At 67.5% G+C, this 17,914-nt stretch carries 11 protein-coding genes and 4 pseudogenes; 10 read left to right on the forward strand and 5 right to left on the reverse strand.

Annotated elements, in window-relative coordinates:
* Positions 1-173 precede the first annotated feature (173 nt).
* The 3 genes from WS70_RS15420 to WS70_RS15430 all read left to right on the forward strand — a co-directional run bounded on the left by WS70_RS15420 (position 174) and on the right by WS70_RS15430 (position 3,845).
* Positions 174-1,907, forward strand: coding sequence for an ABC transporter permease (locus WS70_RS15420; protein WP_059469065.1), 1,734 nt, complete (start codon positions 174-176; stop codon positions 1,905-1,907).
* Positions 1,908-1,915: 8 nt separating this feature from the next.
* Positions 1,916-3,280, forward strand: coding sequence for an ABC transporter ATP-binding protein (locus WS70_RS15425; RefSeq protein WP_082722338.1), 1,365 nt, complete (start codon positions 1,916-1,918; stop codon positions 3,278-3,280).
* A 370-nt stretch (positions 3,281-3,650) separates the two neighbouring features.
* Positions 3,651-3,845, forward strand: a complete 195-nt coding sequence (locus WS70_RS15430) for a hypothetical protein (RefSeq protein WP_059469131.1) — start codon at positions 3,651-3,653, stop codon at positions 3,843-3,845.
* Between the two features lie 255 nt (positions 3,846-4,100).
* Here WS70_RS15430 and mnmH read toward each other — a convergent pair whose 3' ends face one another.
* Complete coding sequence (gene mnmH / locus WS70_RS15435; protein WP_059469067.1) at positions 4,101-5,180, reverse strand: tRNA 2-selenouridine(34) synthase MnmH; 1,080 nt, start codon at positions 5,178-5,180, stop codon at positions 4,101-4,103.
* Between the two features lie 73 nt (positions 5,181-5,253).
* A pseudogene (locus WS70_RS15440) lies at positions 5,254-5,531 on the reverse strand (LysR family transcriptional regulator); the annotation flags it as partial.
* Between the two features lie 421 nt (positions 5,532-5,952).
* Here WS70_RS15440 and WS70_RS15445 point away from each other — a divergent pair.
* Complete coding sequence (locus tag WS70_RS15445) at positions 5,953-7,713, forward strand: cholesterol oxidase substrate-binding domain-containing protein (RefSeq protein ID WP_059597747.1); 1,761 nt, start codon at positions 5,953-5,955, stop codon at positions 7,711-7,713.
* A gap of 196 nt (positions 7,714-7,909) precedes the next feature.
* The gene (locus WS70_RS33380; protein ID WP_231747052.1) at positions 7,910-8,104 is read left to right on the forward strand and encodes a pyruvate kinase; all 195 of its coding nucleotides are present in this window, start codon (positions 7,910-7,912) and stop codon (positions 8,102-8,104) included.
* A gap of 515 nt (positions 8,105-8,619) precedes the next feature.
* On the opposite strand, the gene WS70_RS15455 is transcribed toward WS70_RS33380, so the two are convergent.
* On the reverse strand, positions 8,620-9,204 hold the full coding sequence (locus WS70_RS15455) for a DUF4142 domain-containing protein (RefSeq protein WP_059469072.1): 585 nt from the start codon (positions 9,202-9,204) through the stop codon (positions 8,620-8,622).
* A 14-nt stretch (positions 9,205-9,218) separates the two neighbouring features.
* Between WS70_RS15455 and WS70_RS31595 the strand changes: the two genes are divergently transcribed.
* The 3 genes and pseudogenes from WS70_RS31595 (at position 9,219) to WS70_RS15470 (ending at position 13,176) form a co-directional block, all read left to right on the forward strand.
* Positions 9,219-9,383, forward strand: a complete 165-nt coding sequence (locus WS70_RS31595; RefSeq protein ID WP_156437897.1) for a hypothetical protein — start codon at positions 9,219-9,221, stop codon at positions 9,381-9,383.
* 496 nt (positions 9,384-9,879) lie between these two features.
* A pseudogene (nosR, locus tag WS70_RS15465) lies at positions 9,880-11,298 on the forward strand (response regulator c-di-GMP phosphodiesterase, NosR family).
* 46 nt (positions 11,299-11,344) lie between these two features.
* Positions 11,345-13,176, forward strand: a pseudogene (locus WS70_RS15470) (histidine kinase).
* Here the strand turns inward: WS70_RS15470 and WS70_RS15475 are convergent.
* Positions 13,154-14,836, reverse strand: a complete 1,683-nt coding sequence (locus tag WS70_RS15475; RefSeq protein WP_059469073.1) for a purple acid phosphatase family protein — start codon at positions 14,834-14,836, stop codon at positions 13,154-13,156. The pseudogene WS70_RS15470 and the gene WS70_RS15475 overlap by 23 nt on opposite strands.
* A gap of 443 nt (positions 14,837-15,279) precedes the next feature.
* Between WS70_RS15475 and WS70_RS15480 the strand changes: the two are divergent.
* Positions 15,280-15,651: pseudogene (locus WS70_RS15480) on the forward strand (DUF4377 domain-containing protein); the annotation flags it as partial.
* Positions 15,652-15,735: 84 nt separating this feature from the next.
* Here the strand turns inward: WS70_RS15480 and WS70_RS15485 are convergent.
* Positions 15,736-16,083: a GFA family protein gene (locus WS70_RS15485; RefSeq protein ID WP_059469075.1), complete on the reverse strand. Its 348-nt coding sequence runs from the start codon at positions 16,081-16,083 to the stop codon at positions 15,736-15,738.
* 341 nt (positions 16,084-16,424) lie between these two features.
* On the opposite strand from WS70_RS15485, the gene dgoD reads away from it, so the two are divergent.
* Complete coding sequence (gene dgoD, locus WS70_RS15490; RefSeq protein WP_059469076.1) at positions 16,425-17,573, forward strand: galactonate dehydratase; 1,149 nt, start codon at positions 16,425-16,427, stop codon at positions 17,571-17,573.
* The last annotated feature ends 341 nt before the right edge of the window (positions 17,574-17,914 follow it).

A 17,914-nucleotide genomic window follows, 5' to 3' on the forward strand; every position in this document is an offset into this window, starting at 1 on the left:
CGCGCGGAAGTTGCAGTGCGAATAACCCCATCCGCACACATGCGTTCGCATTATTTTTCGATGCGCGGCGCAGTGGATCGCACGCCGCGAAGCCAGCGACGCTTGATGCACGTCAAGCGCGCGCGCCGCGCTTTCGCCGACGATGGTGCGCGGCCAATCGCACGGGGGTTAAGGTGGAGCAACATGTCGACCTGCTTGCCGGCGGACGCTGGCGCCTGCGCACGCTCGGGTGGCGCGACGCGGCCGCGGTGCTGCTCGTGCTCGCGCTCATCGTGCTGCTCGGCTCCGGCGTTCGTCAGATGGCGCTGCCGCTCGACGTCGCTCGGCCGGAAGCGATCTCGCTATCGCCGCTCGCGCTGCCGGGCTACGCGCTGCGCACCGTGCTGCGGATGCTGGCCGCGCTCGGCGCGTCGTTCGTGTTCACGTTCGCGTACGCGACCCTCGCCGCGAAGAGCCGCGCGGCGGAGGCCGTGCTGATTCCGCTGCTCGACGTACTGCAGTCGGTGCCGATTCTCGGCTACCTGTCGTTCACCGTCGTGTTCTTCCTGTCGATCACGCCCGGCTCCACGTTCGGCGCGGAGCTCGCGGCAATCTTCGCGATCTTCACGAGCCAGGCCTGGAACATGGCGTTCAGCTTCTATCAATCGCTGCGCACGGTGCCGCGCGATCTCGACGAGGCGAGCCGCAGCCTGCGGCAAACCGGCTGGCAGCGCTTCTGGCGGCTCGAAGTGCCGTTCGCGATGCCGGGCCTCGCATGGAACGCGATGATGTCGATGTCGGGCGGCTGGTTCTTCGTCGTCGCGTCCGAAGCGATCTCGGTCGGCGATCTGCACATTGCGTTGCCGGGCGTCGGCGCGTACGTCGCGCGCGCGATCGCCGAGCGCGATCTCCCCGCCGTCGGCTATGCGATCGCCGCGATGACGATCGCGATCGTGCTCTACGATCAGTTGCTGTTCAGACCGATGGTCGCATGGGCGCACAAGTTCCGCTGCGATCAGACCGTGAGCGGCCCCGCGCCGCGCAGCTGGCTGCTCGATCTGCTGCATCGCGCGAGCCTGCCGCAGCGCGTCGGCACGCCGCTCGGCGCGATGCTGCATCGCGCGGCGCGCACCCGTCTGTCGCTTCGCGTGCGGCTGTCCGCGCACGAGCGCTCGCTGTCTCGGCGCATCGGCCGCGTCATCTGGATTTCACTGTGCGCGGCAGGCATCGTCTATGCGAGCATCGGGCTCTTCCGATTCGCGGCGCCCGTGCTGGCGTGGGCCGATGTCGCCGACGTCGCGCGCAACGGCGCGCTGACGCTCGCGCGCGTGCTCGTGCTGATCGGCGTCGCGTCGGCCGTCTGGGTGCCGATCGGCGTGTTGATCGGCCTGCGGCCGCGCGCGACCGCGTTCGTGCAGCCGATCGCGCAGTTCCTCGCCGCGTTTCCCGCGAACCTGCTGTTCCCGCTCGCCGTGTTCGTGATCGCGCACTTCGAGCTCACACCCGCGATCTGGCTTAGTCCGCTGATGATCCTCGGCACGCAGTGGTACATCCTCTTCAACGTGATCGCCGGCGCGACCGCGTTCCCCGACGATCTGAAAGAAGCAGCGGCGAGCCTGCGCGTACGCACGCCGACGTGGTGGCGCGAGGTCGTGCTGCCCGGCATCCTGCCGTACTACGTGACGGGCGCGATCACCGCGTCGGGCGGCGCGTGGAACGCGAGCATCGTGTCGGAGCTCGTCGGCTGGGGACACACGACGCTCGACGCGTCCGGACTCGGCGCGTACGTCGCGCGGATGACCGCGGCGGGCGACTATCCGCGGATCGCGCTCGGCGTCGCCGCGATGTCGCTGCTCGTGATCGCGATGAATCGTCTGATGTGGCGGCCGCTCTATGCGTTTGCGGAACGCCGCTCCCGTCTCGACTAGGTGCCGCCATGTCCACGCCGACACGCCCCGCCCCCGCTTCGCCGCCCGCCTCCGCCGACGATGCGCACGATGCGCGCGCGCCCGTGATCGCGCTGCGCGGCATCAGCATGTCGTTCGCCAAGCCGTCGGGCGAACCGCTGCCCGTGCTCGCCGACATCGACCTGACGGTCCATGAAGGCGAGATCCTCGGATTGCTCGGCCGCTCGGGCTCCGGCAAATCGACGCTGCTGCGCATCGCGGCCGGGCTCGTCAAGCCGAGCGCCGGGCGCGTCGAATATCGCGGCGAGCCGCTCGACGGCCCTGCCGCCGGCATCGGCGTCGTGTTCCAGACCTTCGCGCTCTATCCGTGGCTCACTGTCGCCGAAAACGTCGAGCTCGGGCTCGATGCAATCCGCGTGCCGCCGGACGAAGCGCGCAAGCGCGTGATGTCGGCGATCGAGCTGATCGGCCTCGATGGCTTCGAGTCCGCGTATCCGCGCGAGCTGTCGGGCGGCATGCGACAGCGCGTCGGCTTCGCGCGCGCGCTCGTCGGCGACCCGGCGCTGCTGTTGATGGACGAGCCGTTCTCCGCGCTCGACGTGCTGACCGCCGACACGCTGCGCACCGATTTTCTCGACCTGTGGCACGCGCGCCAGTTGCCGATCGACGCGGTGCTGATGGTCACGCACAACATCGAAGAAGCGGTGCTGATGTGCGACCGGATTCTCGTGCTCGGCGCGCATCCGGGCCGCATCCTCGCCGAGGTGCCGATTCCGCTCGGCTATCCGCGCAATCGGCTCGATCCGGAGCTGCAGCGCATCGTCGACGATATCTATGCGGCGCTCACGACGCGCATCGCCGATGCGGTCGCCGCGCGAAACGGCAAACCAGGCGTTCCCGCGCAACGACTGCCGAACGTGTCGAGCCATCAACTCGACGGCTTCGTCGATGCGTTCGTCCTGCATGCGCGCGACGGCTGCGCGGAATTGCCGCGGCTCGCATCGGCGCTCGCGATGCCGATGAACGACTTGCTGCCGCTCGCGGTCGCGCTGCACGTGCTCGAGTTCGCCGAGCTGCACGACGGCGCGCTGCGGCTGACGGCCGCGGGCCGCGTCTATGCGCAGGGCAGCGCGAGCGAACGCAAGCGGCTTTTTCGCGAGCATCTCGAACATTTCGTGCCGCTTGCGGCGCACATCCGTCAGGTGTTGGACGAGCGCGCCGGCCACCAGGCGCCCCGCGAGCGCTTCGAGCTCGAGCTGCTCGACCGGCTGAATCCTTTCGATGCAGCGAATACGCTGCGCGTCGCAATCGACTGGGGACGCTTCGCCGGTCTGTATGACTACTACGACGACGCACGCGTGTTCCGCCGGGGCGAAGGCGACGCACACGCCTAACGTCTTCTCGAATTGATCTGCACTCCGAGCGTTTCCGCTTCGATTGCGTTCGATCAAGAAGCGTGGCGACGTTGCTCGTACAGTGATCGCAGTCCCTCGTCATGCGCGTTGCGCGGAACGAGCCCATGTTCCCACGCCGTTGTACGCACGGCTCGCGTGATGCTGACGCGAGCGGATTGATCGCGCGCGCGATTCGCGGACGCATCGAAGCGCTCTTGCGCGGCGCAAAGCATGTGCGGCGGCTCCACGCGACGCGTGTGACGGCGGCCGATCGCTGCTCGTCATCGGCATGCGCTGTTCGCACGCGGCAGCGTATGGCACGACACGCGTCGATGCGCGCGTCGCCGCACGAATCTTCTGGAGATCGATCATGATTGCAGGTGTGGTGCTGTGGGTCGCCCTCGCGGTGATCTTTCCGACCGTGGCCGTTCCGGCCGCGCAACATGCGGTCGAACACGTCGTCGATCATCCGGGCAAGCGCGCAGCGCCGCCTGCCGCGCAGCACGGCAGCGACGCGCAAGGACAGCCGGCATCGCCGGACGGCGGCGATACGATCGAGCGTTGATCGGCGCCGCCTACAGTCGGAAAGGGCTGGCATGCGTGCGCGACGCGATCGAGCGGACGCGCATCGAGGCATCGCTCGGGCGAGTGTTCGAAACATGCATAGAATGCCGCCGGTCAGGATAGCCGATCGCTCGGGCGCGCATGCGGCATCGATGGCCGCTGGAGAAAAGACTCGCGAAGCGCGGCGCACGACGACGCCAGCGCGTGCAGCACGTGCCGTGCACCGTGTGCAAGCGGCCTGCGTGCTACGTGCGCATCAAGCCCGCTTGCCACACGCGCTCGCGCCCGCCGCGTCGAGATACGCGAGCAACGCCCTCGCCTGTTCGACGACGTCGCTCGCGGTCGGCCTGAACGGAAAGTGCTCGGCCTGCGGCAGGCGAACGAAATGCGCTCGGCTGCTGCGCGTATAGGCGGGATCGTAGTGAACGTCGACGAGTTCTTCGAACAACTCGCCGCGCCGCCCTTGGTCGAGCATCTGGTGCCACTTCCGAATTCGCGCGTGGCCGTGCATCGGCACGAGCTTCTCGAGCTGGATCTTGAAGAACGCGGTCTGATCGAACAGATGCCCGTAGTCTTGCAGCAGCAACTCGACGCGCTCGTCGCGTTCGGTCTCGACGTTCACGCAATCCGCCGCATGCATGCCGGTCAGCAGCGCGAGCGGCAGCGTGATCGCGCCGATGCGCCGGCTCTCCGCTTCGATGAACACGGGTTGCTCGCGGCCGAAGCCGCGCAGCGCGCCGACGAGCGCCGTGTCGAACGCTTTCTGCGACGGTTGCTCGCTGCTCGGCAGCGCACCGAGCAGCGAGCCGCGATGCGCGGCGAGCGCTTCGAGATCGAGCGTCTGCGCGCCCGCCTGTGCGAGCGCATGCAGCAGCCGCGTCTTGCCGCTCCCCGTATTGCCCGTCAGGACGACGTAACGAAATTCGGGCGGCAACTGACCGAGCGCATCGACAACCGAGCGGCGATACGACTTGTAGCCGCCGTCGAGCTGCCTCGCGCGCCAGCCGATCATGTTGAACCAGACAGTCATCGACCCGGAGCGCTTGCCGCCGCGCCAGCAGTAAATGAGCGGCCGCCAGTTGCGCGGACGGTCGGCGAACGTCGTGCCGAGATGCGCGGCGATGTTGCGCGCGACCATCGCCGCGCCGACGCGCGTCGCCTCGAACGGCGACACCTGCTTGTACATCGTGCCGACGATCACCCGCTCTTCGTTGCTGAGGACAGGCGCGTTCAGTGCGCCCGGAATGTGATCCTCCGCGTATTCGAGCGGCGTGCGGACGTCGACGATCTCGTCGAAATCGTCGATCTGGTCGAGGGAAACGGGCAGGAGATTCAACGTATCGGGTGCGGCGGGGCCGCATCATCGCTGGCGGTGGAACGACAATTATCTCACGCGCGGCGGCCGCCTCGCGCGGCACCGAGCGGCTCGCGCGCACCGCGTCCTCCATCCGCCGGATGTCGGCGACGATGCGCGTCGCGTAGCGCAGGTAGGTCTCGCCTTCTCTCGTCAGGCTGAAGCTGCGCGTCGTGCGATTGACGAGCCGCGCGCCGAGCCGGTTCTCGAGCAAGGCGAGCCGCTTCGTCGCGGCGGGCAGCGTACGTCGAGCACGCGCGCGGCGGCGGACAGGCTGCCGTGGCGCGCGACGAGCACGAAGAACGTCAGGTCGCCGATCTGATGAGCTTTCACCAAAAGTAAATAAACAAGTGAAGATTGAACACAGACTGCGCGAGCCGCGCTCTTTCGCGTGCTCGCTTGCGGCGCACGCCGCGCGCTTTCCACCCGCACCGGTCCCTTCCCGTCGACACGCGTGCCACCGCCGAACGCGCAGCCGCACGTCGTCCATGTCACTTCGCGCGGCCGCGACACAGCGGCCGCGCGATTCCGCCGCCCGCCGCCTTTCGTTCCTCCCGGCCTGAAAAATCAATTTGCTTGACGCGATTTCATCGCCGCTTATCATCTAATTAATTTTTATTATTCAATAACATATTTTTAATAAACAATAACAATTCTCGAATATAAGCACGCAGCAAAAATAGGGAAATGCATTTCAACAAAACAGAATGCTTCATTCCTTCGTTGCAGAATCAATAATATTTCGAGAGAAAACATGAAAAAGACCACCGGAGGCAATTCTCCCAGTCATCGTCGCCGCGCGTTTCTCGGCGATATCGCGCGCCTTGCCGGTGCGGGCGTCGTCGCCGGATGGACGCCGATCTATCAGATTCCCGCGCATGCACGGCCTTCCGTCCCCGCGCCGCCGAATTTCCCGGCGAGCATTCCGCTCTACAAGCAGGCGTTCCAGAACTGGAGCGGCGAGATCGCCGTGGCGGACCTGTGGACCGCCGCGCCCGCGACGCCCGCCGACGTCGTCGCGATCGTCGGCTGGGCGGCGGCGAACGGCTATCGCGTGAGACCGCGCGGTTACATGCACAACTGGTCGCCGCTCACGGTAGCCGCCCAGGATGCGAACGTCCGCGCGATTCTCGTCGACACGACAAAGCATCTGACGTCGGTGTCGATCGACGTGTCGACGAAGCCCGCGCGCGTCACCGCACAAGCGGGCGTGTCGATGGACACGCTGCTCGCGACGCTCGAGCGGCAAGGGCTCGGGATGACCGCCGTCCCCGCGCCCGGCGATATCACGCTCGGCGGCGCGCTCGCGATCGGCGCGCACGGCACCGCGCTGCCGGCCTCGGGCGAGACGCGGCCGGCGGGACACACGTACGGTTCGCTCAGCAACTCGGTCGTGTCGCTGACCGCGGTCGTCCATGACGCTTCGTCGGGCCGCTACGCACTCCGTACGTTCGCGCGAACCGATCCCGACATCGGCCCGTTCCTCACGCATCTCGGCCGGGCGTTCATCATCGAGGCAACGCTGCAAGTCGGCGCGAATCAACGGTTGCAATGCGAGAGCTTCGTCGACATCGCTTCGTCGGAGCTGTTCGCGCCGGCCGGCTCGCCGGGCCGGACCGTCGAGTCGTTCCTGCAGCGCTCGGGCCGGATCGAGGCGATCTGGTTTCCGTTCACCGACAGGCCCTGGCTGAAGGTATGGACCGTTCGGCCGAACCAGCCGTCCGGCGCGCTCGCCGTCGATCAGCCTTACAACTATCCGTTTTCCGATTCGATATCGAAAGAACTGTCCGACCTGGTGACCCGCATTTTATTGAACGGCGAAATCCAATTGGCTCCGCTATTCGGAAAAACGCAATACGCGATCACCTATCTCGGCCTGACGAATATCTTCAAGCCGCTGACGAATCTCTGGGGCTGGTCGCGCTCGGTGCTGCAGTATGTCCGGCCGACGACGCTGCGCGTGACCGCGAACGGCTATGCCGTATTGACGAACCGCGCGAACGCGCAGCGTGCGATCAACGAGTTCGTCGAGTTCTATCAGCAGCGGGTCGCTGCCTACCGCCAGACTGGCAGCTATCCGATGAACGGTCCCGTCGAGATCCGCGTGACGGGCGTCGATTCGCCGGACGATGTCGGCCCGGGCGCGGCGGCGCCGTCGCTGTCCGCGATCCGGCCACGGCCCGACCATCCGGACTGGAACGCCGCGATCTGGTTCGACATCCTGACGTTGCCGGGCACGCCCGACGCGAACCGCTTCTATCGCGAAATCGAGCGCTGGATGCTGTCGAACTACAGCGGCGGCTATGCGACCGTGCGGCCGGAATGGTCGAAGGGCTGGGGCTACACCGACGCCGCCGCGTGGAGCGACGACACGATGATCGGAACGACGATTCCAGATCTGTTCCGGCAGGGGCTGTCGCCCGCCGACAACTGGGATGCGGCGCTGCGCACGCTCGACCGCTACGATCCGCAGCGCGTGTTTTCGTCGCCGCTGCTCGACCGGCTGGCGCGCTAGCAGGCGCGGCCCACGTACCGGCCGATTCGTTTATCACCAAATAAAAAGGTTCTTCAGACATTCCTGTGGGTCGGTAGTACGCTGGCGCGCATGTTCTGCAAGGGAGGCGTGCGATGGACAGCGTGGAGTTGTACCGGCAATTGCTTGGGCTGACGGCGCGCTGTCGTTCGTCGTCGACGCGGTGCGCGGCCAGGACGTGCGCGTAATCGCCGAGACGGCCGGCACGCTGAAGAGCCGCAAGGGCATCGACGTGCCCGAGATCGACCTCGGCCACGATCTCGTTACGCCGCGCGACCGCGAGATGATTGCGTTCGCGAAGGAAACGGGCGTCGATTTCGTCGGCGTCAGCTTCGTCGAATCGGCGGCGCACGTCGCGCGATCCGTGCGCTGATCGGCGGCGCGACGCCGCAGGTCGTCGCGAAGGTCGAGAACCGCGGCGGTCCCGAGCACCTCGACGAGATCGCGGCCGCCGCCGACGATCTGAAGAACCGGACGCAACGGCTCGTCGATGCGGTCGCCGTGTTCCGGTCGAATGCGAGCGCGACCGCGCGACCGCGCGATGCGCGCCCGGCGCAAATGGCAATCGCGCCCGCGGCGGCAGTTCGCACGACCGCCAAACAGAACCGGCGGGCGACGCGTGCGATGCCGGCTCCATCGTTCGCGAGCGCGAGCGCATTGCCGGCGCCGCCCCTGCATCCGTCGCGGCGGTCGCCGAGACGGATTGGCAGACGTTCTGAACGGGACGGCGCGGGAGAATCGGCGCACGCTCGATACGAAACAGGCGGCGCTTACGCGCCGCCTATCCGTTTGCCGCCCGATGCGCCGCATATGCAGCGCGCATCGAACGGATGCGCCGTACGCGCTTTCGCTATCGCAAGCGCGACGACGTCGCGCGAACGACCGCCGTCACTGCGATGCGTCGCCCGGCAGGTGCTTGCGGCCCGCGAGCTCCCGAGCCTGCTGATAATGCGCCTGGATCACCGGCAGGCCCTTGCGCGCAGCATTCTTCAGCTGCTCGTTGCGGCCCGACGCGATTTCGGCCTGGAACACCGACAGCGACTTGCGGTTGCCGTCGAGTGCGACCTGCTCGATGTACGCCTTGTCGAACGCGTCGCCGCGCAGATTCTTGATGCTGTCGAGCACGGCGGGATCGGGATCGTTGTGCGGCACGTCGACGCCGCGCGGGCTCGCGGCGCGCAGCGTCTGCGACAGCTTCTCGTTGTCGCTCGCGACGCGTTCCGCGAATGCCTTCACGGCGCGATCGCTCGAGCGCGACGTCGCGATGCGTGCGGCATCGCGCTGCGTCGATACGGCTTTCGTCGCGTCGGTGACGAAGGCTTGATCGGCTTCATGCAGCCTCGTACCGGTTTCAGCGGCTGCCTCGGGGCGCGGCTGCGTCGGTGGAGTCGTCTGCGCGGATGCGGCGGCCACGAAGACGAACAGACCGGCGGCACATGCACCGACGAGCGATAAAGTAGAGCGGCGAGTCATACGTTCTCCTTAAGTTGAAATTCATCAACGGATCGACGAACCGGGCTGCGGTGCTGCGGGCCGGGGGCGGCGAAGCGTTCGATGCGTTCGATGCCTTCGCCGCGAGCACACCGGCCATGGACTCGGATGCGGCGCAACCCGTCCAATCCATTCTAGGAGGCACGTCGCAATCGAGGTGAAACGATGGTGTCGCTTGTGTAACGGGAGGTAAGACAATAGGCCGCGCGGCCTGTGCAACGTGCGCGCAAACATCGTGTGCGTGCTCTTTGCGTTCGTTATCGACGCGATATGCGCGCGCCCATCGGGCAAAATTTTCTTGCGATGGAAAGCGGCGGCGCCGATACGCGCATCTTTTACACGGCGCTGTAAACCCGATCGAATCCAATCATTGTTATTAGCGCGTCGACGCGTCGGTTCGCTCGTCGCGCGAGCGGCGGCGCACGCGGGCCTCGCTTGCGGCATTCGCATCGACATCGCGCGATCGCCGATACACGCTCGGAAACATTCGCGACGATTCTTTCGAGGCACGCGCACCGAACGCGCGTAACGCCGGCCGCGGCACCGCTTGCGCTATCTAGGTAGATACGCTAACGCCCCGCTTTTTCGCTCAAAAACGAATGGCTGAGCGCCGATATCGCAAGGAATCCAATATGAAAAAAATGAAGCGGAGGCTTCGTGAATACCGGATCCGAGGAATCGATAACGTCCATCGCGCCGGATGCGTCGCACGCGTTCGCCGGTGCATCCTGCAATGCGCCGGCCGCGCCCGCGATCCTGATCGTCGACGACGAGCCGAGCATCCTGTCGGCGCTCAAGCGTCTGCTGCGCACGGCGCGCTATCAGGTCGTCACGGTCGAGAGCGGCGCGGCCGCGCTCGACGTGCTCGCAGCCGGCGAAGTCGATCTCATCATCTCCGATATACGGATGCCGGGCACGACGGGCGCCGAATGTCTCGCTCGCGCGCAGACGCTCTATCCGGATGCGATGCGCATCGTGCTGACGGGCTACTCGGAAATCGACGCGGTCGTGAGCGCGATCAACGAGGACGGCGTGTACCGTTACCTGAACAAGCCGTGGGACGACCACGACCTGCTGCTCGCGGTCAAGCAGGCGCTCGAGCAGCGGCTGCTGCGCCAGGAGACCGCGCGCCTCTTCGCGCTCACGTAGAAGCAAAACGAGGAGCTCGTCGCGCTCAGCACCGCGCTCGAAGCGCAGGTGCACGCGCGCACCGCGAAAATCCAGCAGACCGTGCTGTTCCTCGAAGACGCGCAGCGCGACCTGAAGCGCAATTTCATGACGATGATCCAGGTCGGCGCGAACATGATCGAGCTGCGCTGCGGCGTGAAGGGCGGCGAATCGCGGCGTATCGGCGAGCTCGCGAAGCAGCTCGCGCTCGACATGAGCGCGCTGCAGGTGCAGGATCGGCGCAGGATTTCCATTTCGCCGGCCTGCTGCACGGGATCGGCAAGCTGTCGCTGCCGGACGAGCTGCTGCACAAATCGATCGACCGGATGAGCGCGGAAGAAAGCCGGCAGTTCCATCAGCATCCGCTGCGCGCGCAGCTGGTGCTCACGCCCGTCGCGCAGCTCAATCAGGTCGCGCACATCATTCGCCACCAGTACGAGCGCTTCAACGGCCGCGGCGCGCCGGACGGCGTCGCGGGCGACGACATTCCGCTCGGCGCGCGCATCCTCGCGGTCGCGCGCGACTACGAAGGGCTGCAGCGCGGCGGCGTCGTCAACCAACGCATGCAGTCCGAACAGGCGATTGCGCTCATCAAGTCGCAGGCCGGCATGCGCTACGACCCGCAAGTCGTCGATCGTTTCGCCGCGCTCGCGAAGGATCCGGCGACGCTCGGCTGCAACACGCCGTATGCGCAAATCACAGGCGGCCAGTTGCTGGAAGGCATGCGGCTCGCCGACGATCTGCGCACGAGCCGCGGCGTGCAGCTGACGACGAATGGCAGCGTCGTGTCCGCATCAGGTCGCGCTCGTGCGGTGTTATAAAGCGCAGGAAGCCACGCCGTTCACGGTCCTGATCCAGACGCCGCCGCCGAAGATCGAAGCCCCGGCGGCCTCCGGGCGCGGGCGCTGACGCGCGCCGCCCTCACCGTCGCGCGCGACGCGACGAGCCGACGTTCATGCACGGAACCTTCGACTTCCCGCTCGTCTTGCTGTCGCTCGCGTCCTACACGGCGCTCGATCCGAGCGCGCTCATCTCGCCCCTCGACAAGCCGCGGATGCGGCTCGCATGGCTCGCGGGCGGCGCGGCCGCGATGAGCACGGGCATCTGTGCGATGCACTTCGTCGGCATGCTCGCGTTCTCGCTGCCGATTCCGCTCGGCTGCGAGTTCCGGCTCACGTTCCTGTCGCTTGCGATCGCGATGGTCGTCTCGTACTTCGCGCTGAACGCGGTGACGCGCGGCGCGCTCACGCGCGAGCGCCTCGCGGTGAGCGGCGTGCTGATGGGACTCGGCATCGCCGCGATGCACTATACCGGCATGAACGCGCTGCAAATGCGTCCGGCGATCGAATACGACCGAACGCTCTTCGTCGCGTCGATCGCGATAGCGATCGGCGCATCGACGACCGCGCTCTGGATCGCGCACCGCCCGTGCGACGAAAACCAGCCGCATGTGATCGCGGAGCGGATCGCCGCGGCGGGCGGGACGGGCATCGCGATCACCGGCATGCATTACACCGGGATGGCAGCCGCGCATTTTTACGCGAATGCGGTCTGCATGGCGAGAAACGGCATCAGCGGCGCGTGGCTCAGCGCGACGATCGCGCTCTTCACGGCGACGATCCTGAGCGCGACGCTCGTCGCGTCGCGCTTCGGCGCGCGCACCGCGTTTCTGCGCGGAATGACCGACGCGCTCGAAGAGCGCGTCAGGAAGCGCACGAGCGAGCTCGAAGGCGCGCTGCGGCAATACGAACACGACACACGTGCTGCAGCGCACGCGCAGGAAGATGGAGCAGGAGATCGACGAACGCAAGGCCGCGCAGGCGCGCCTCGAACACGAGAAGGACAAGCAGCGCCGGCTGATTCACCAGCCCGAGGAAACGCACGTGCAGCTGTTGCAGTCGGAAAAGCGCGCGTCGATCGGCCAGCTCGCCGCGGGCGTCGCGCACGAGATCAACAATCCGATCGGCTTCGTCAACGCGAATCTCGATACGCTGAAGAGCTGGGTCCGGGGCCTGCTCGACGTGATCGCCGTGCAGGAAGCGCTGACGAGCACGCTCGCCGCCGACGCGCGCGCCGCTCGCCGCGGTGTCGCGCGACGTCGACCTCGACTACGTGCGCGGCGACATCATGGCGCTCATCGACGAATCGATCGACGACGCGATGCGCGTGCGGCGCATCGTCTGCGACCTGCGCGACTTCTCGCGGCCGAGCGGAGAGGAATGGGCGTTCGCCGATCTGCACGCGTGGCTCGAGCGCACGCTGAACGTCGTCCACAACGCGCTGAAGTACAAGGCGGAGGTCGTGCGCGAATACGGCGGCCTGCCGCTCGTCGAATGCAACGCCGCGCAACTGAGCCAGGTGTTCGTGAACCTGCTCGTCAACGCCGCGCAATCGATCGAGGCGCGCGGCACGATCACGATTCACACGACGCACGATGCCGACTCCGTGTCGATCTCGATCGCCGACACGGGCGTCGGCATTCCCGACGACGTGATCGGCAGGATCTTCGATCCGTTCTTCACGACGAAGCCGATCGGCCGGGGCACGGGGCTCGGGCTGTCGATCTCGCACGGCATCGTCGAGCACCACGGCTGGCGCATCGACGTCGAGGGCCGCGTCGGCCGCGGCACGACGTTTACGATCACGCTGCCGATCCGGCGCAAGACCGACTCGATCGAGCGCGCGGGCGCGCTCGATCACGATGCAGGCGCCGCATGCAAGACGGCGCACGCCGCCGCCCCGCTCGCTTCGCCCGCGTCGCCGCTTACGCGCGGCGCGCCTTGCTGAGCACGATCGTCTCGAACAGCGCGTACTCGGCGGTCGGCGTCTGATCGGCGCCCGGTGCGTGATAGTAGTTCACGGTGATCGACGTATGGCCGCCGTGCTCGCCCGGATCGTAGTCGAACACCGCGATCCCGTAGCCCGTGCCCGTATCGCGCCGCGCGGACCAGATCGCATCCTCGACCGCATCCGCGCCGTGCCGCACGAACGTGTTCGGCGCCGTGCCCGGCACCGGCCGGTTCGGCTTCGTGAACACGCGCGCCTGCGGCAGGCCCGTCGCCGGATTCTCGCCGTATACGTCGAGCGGCGCGCTCGTGCCGCCGCCGCCGAGAATCATGTGGATCGTGCCGTGCGACGTGTCGAACGTGCCGTCGGTCGGCTCCGACGTGACGACGGGACGCGGCTGCATCGTATCGACGACCTCGCCCGTCGCCGAGTCGACGCCCGTGCGATGGTTGCAGCCGCGCACCGGGAAGCTCCGCTCGTAGTCGTGGTCGTGGCCGCACAGCACGAGGTCGACGCCGTAGCGGTCGAAGAGCGGCAGCCACGCTTCGCGGATGCCCTTGTCCGAGCCGTTGCCCGTCTTCGACGAGCTGAGCGCGTCCTGGTGCATCTGCACGACGATCCAGTCGATGTCGCGATCGTGCGACGCGCGGCGCAGCGTCTCTTCGAGCCAGCGTGTCTGCTCGCCGCGGCTGTAGCCGCGCACGTAGAACGACGTGCCGGGGGGAATCGGCTCGCTGCCGGTGCTCGCCGCCGGCACGAGCGGATTCGGGCCCGCGACGAACGCGGCCGCGTCCTGATAGACGACGTCGTCCGCGTCGAGCGACACGAACAGCACCGCGCCGACGTGGAAGCTGTACCAGCGGCCGGGGAAGCGCGTGCCGTTCTCCGGCAGCGTGTAGCGCGCGAGATACGAGTCGAGCCCTTGCGGGCCGTTGTGAAATTCGATCTCGTGATTGCCGGGGCACGGCATCCACGGCCGATTCGCAGCGGACGTCTGGTTGTTGTTGCCGAAGTCGCGCCACACGTCGGTCTGGTGCGCGGGATTCAGGTTCGCGTAGCAGAGATCGCCGTTCAGCAGATGAAAGAGCGGCTGGAAGCGCTCGACCGCCTGCACCGCGAAGCGGCTCTGCGGCGACGACAGCACCCAGCCCGTGTTCGGCGTCGCGAGGTCGCCGTAGCTCGTCCAGCGAAACGGCGCGCGGCCCCGCGGCGCCGCGTCGAAGCGGGCGGCGAACGGCTTCGCCGCGTTGCTGTCGTTGTCGGCCGTGACTTCGTAGCGATAGACGGAGCCCGGCTTGAGTCCGCGCAGCCGCGCGTGATACGTGAACACGACTTCGCCGTTCAGGCCGTCGGTGTACGTGCGCTGCACGCCGTGCGCGGTCCGCCACGCTTCGTTCGGGCCCGCGAAGCGCACGCGCGGGTTCGCCGCGGCCGCGAGCGTCGCCCACGACACGACGACCTCGTTCGCGTCCGCGTCGCCCCACGTCAGATGAATCTGCTCGGGCGTGCCGTCCGGCACGGCAGCCGCCGCCCGCGCGGCGGCGAGGCCGCTCGCGGCGGTCGCGAGTCCGGACACGCCGGCGAACTTGAGGAAGCCGCGGCGAGAGACGGCGGAAGGCTGCTCGGTCGGCGGCACGTCAGGAGCTGGCTTGTTCGACATGATTTCGTTCGATCGTGGGAAAGTCGTGGGAAAGGAATGAAAGCGACCGGCATTCGCCGCGCGCGGCGGCGCGGCGGCGCGGCAGCCGGCATCGAAGCTCGGCCGCGCACGCCGGCGCCGACACCTTATGCCGAGATGCGTGACGCGACGATGTCAGCGCGCTGCGCTGCGCTCACATCGGCTTCACGGCGGGAATCGGCGCGCGCCCGGGGCGCCGGCGAGTCGGCTTCGATCACGCTTCGACCGGATCTCGGCGCGGTTCCGCGGTGCTACGGCGCGGCGGCGCAATCGAAGTTGAGGCCGAGGCCGAGGCCGCGCGACCGTCGCGCTTCGACGTCACACTTCGACGCGACCGTTCGGGAATCGCGAAACGGCGCGCCCGCGCGCGGCGAACCCGCCCGGCAAGTCCCGGTCCAATCGCGGTTTCATCGACGCGGATTCCCATGTTCAGTAAGATCCGCCACGCCCTCGCGGCCGTCGCGTTCGCCGTTACGGCCGGCCTCTCCGGCTGCGAGACGAGCACCGCGGCGAACGCGCCGGCCACGCAGCCGGCCGCACCGCAAGCCGCGACGAAGACCGTCTACGTCGCCGCGCAGACGGCGCGCTGCGTCGGCGTCGCGCCGATGGACTGCCTGCAGGTGCGCACGAGCCCGAACGTGCCATGGCAGCTCCGGTACAGCGGCACCGAAGGCTTCGACTACCGCCCGGACTACGAATACCAGTTCGAGATCGCCGAGTACGAAGTGTCGAATCCGCCCGCCGACGGTTCGTCGATTCACTGGGTATTGAAGCGCATCGTCCGGCAGCAGCCGCGCTGAGCCGGACGGCGTCGGAACGGGCGCGAAGCGCGCGCCGTGCAGACCTCGCGCGCTGCGCGATCCCGAATCAGGCATGCGCGCTCAGAGCGCGCGTCCGTCGAAATGCCGGACCGGCACCGCGTCGAGATCGATGCCGTCCAGGCAGCGGATGTTGACGGCCGCCATCGCGTTGCCCTTCGGATCCGTGCCCTCCGCGAACGGATGGATCCCGCAGGTCGGACAGAACCGATGCCGGATCGTGTGCTTGTTGAACAGATAGGTCGCGATGTCGCCGTCGGGCGTTTTCAAGCGGAACGCGTCGCGCGGCACGAACCACAGCAGCGAGCCCTTGCGCATGCACATCGAGCAGTTGCACGCACAGGCGCCGTCGATCTCCCCTTCCACCTCGAACCTGACTCTGCCGCAATGGCAGCTGCCGGTGTAGAGCATCGTCGCCTCCTTCGATCATGTCCGGCTCGGCGACGCGGCGACGCCGCGTTCGCATGCCCGGCCGGTGGCGTACGGTAACGCTCGGCCGGGCGGACCGCAACCGCCGGGCGGCGTCCCTCGAATGTCGAGCGAGCGAAGCAAGAAATCGCTTTCGACCCGACTCGCCCGCCGACATCCGTGCCGAACGCGCGGCTCGATCCGGCCACGCGTCCGCCGCCGCGGACGGCGCGAACCCGGCAGCGGCGCTCACTATGTGCGCAACGGCGCGATCGATACTACTTTCGCGCTGCGCCGCTGTACGATTCATGCATGATTCATGCAGACGACAGGAGACACCCGCAATGAAAATCACCCGCCTCGAAACCTTCGTCGTTCCGCCTCGATGGCTGTTCCTGAAGATCGAGACCGACGCGGGCATCGTCGGCTGGGGCGAGCCGATCGTCGAGGGCCGCGCGCACACGGTCGAAGCGGCCGTGCACGAACTCGCCGACTACCTCGTCGGCCAGGACCCGCTTCGCATCGAAGACCACTGGCAAGTGATGTACCGCGCGGGCTTCTATCGCGGCGGGCCGATCACGATGAGCGCGATCGCGGGCATCGACCAGGCGCTCTGGGACATCAAGGGCAAGCACCACGGCGCGCCCGTCCACGCGCTCCTCGGCGGCCCGGTGCGCGACCGGATCAAGGTCTATTCGTGGATCGGCGGCGACCGTCCGAGCGACGTTGCGAACAACGCGCGCGCGGTCGTCGAGCGCGGCTTCCAGGCGGTGAAGATGAACGGCTCGGAGGAGTTGCAGATCATCGACACGTTCGACAAGGTCGAAAAGGTGATCGCGAACGTCGCGGCGGTGCGCGAAGCGGTCGGGCCGCACGTCGGGATCGGCGTCGACTTCCACGGCCGCGTGCACAAACCGATGGCGAAGGTGCTCGCAAAGGAGCTCGATCCGTACAGGTTGATGTTCATCGAAGAGCCGGTGCTGTCGGAGAACGCCGAGGCGCTGCGCGACATCGCGAACCAGACGAGCACGCCGATCGCGCTCGGCGAGCGGCTCTACTCGCGCTGGGACTTCAAGCACGTGCTCGAAGGCGGCTACGTCGACATCGTGCAGCCGGACGCGTCGCACGCGGGCGGGATCACCGAATGCCGGAAGATCGCGACGCTCGCGGAGAGCTACGACGTCGCGCTCGCGCTGCACTGCCCGCTCGGGCCGATCGCACTCGCCGCGTGCCTGCAGCTCGACGCGGTCAGCTACAACGCGTTCATCCAGGAGCAGAGCCTCGGGATCCACTACAACCAGGGCAGCGACCTGCTCGACTATCTGCGCAATCCGGAGGTGTTCCGCTACGCGGACGGCTTCGTCTCGATCCCGCAGGGGCCGGGGCTCGGCATCGACGTCGACGAGGAGAAGGTGCGCGAGATGGCGAAGATCGGGCACCGCTGGCGCAATCCGGTGTGGCGGCACGCGGACGGCAGCGTCGCCGAGTGGTGAGCCTTGCGGGCGGCGGGCCGCGCACCCGCCGCCCGATATCGGGAACGCGCCGGCGCGGCGGGCGAAACGAGCAACCGGCTCGGAAGAAAACGGGAGAAAAGCACGTGCGATTCGCAACGCGCGCCGCCTGCAGGCGGGCCGCCCGAAGCGCCGCGCGGCGGCACGCGCGCGAGTGCGCGCCGACAATCCCGGCTGAGCGGCCGCGACGCAGCCGGCACGCCGCCGTTCGTCGCTACGCTCGGCCAGCATCGGCATGACGCCACGCATGACGGCATCACGACGTCACGCGCGCCGCGCGCCCTGCCGCCCCGAACGATCGGCCGCCGCCCGCGCGACGGCCC

This window comes from Burkholderia mayonis (assembly GCF_001523745.2).
Lineage (GTDB): Bacteria > Pseudomonadota > Gammaproteobacteria > Burkholderiales > Burkholderiaceae > Burkholderia > Burkholderia mayonis.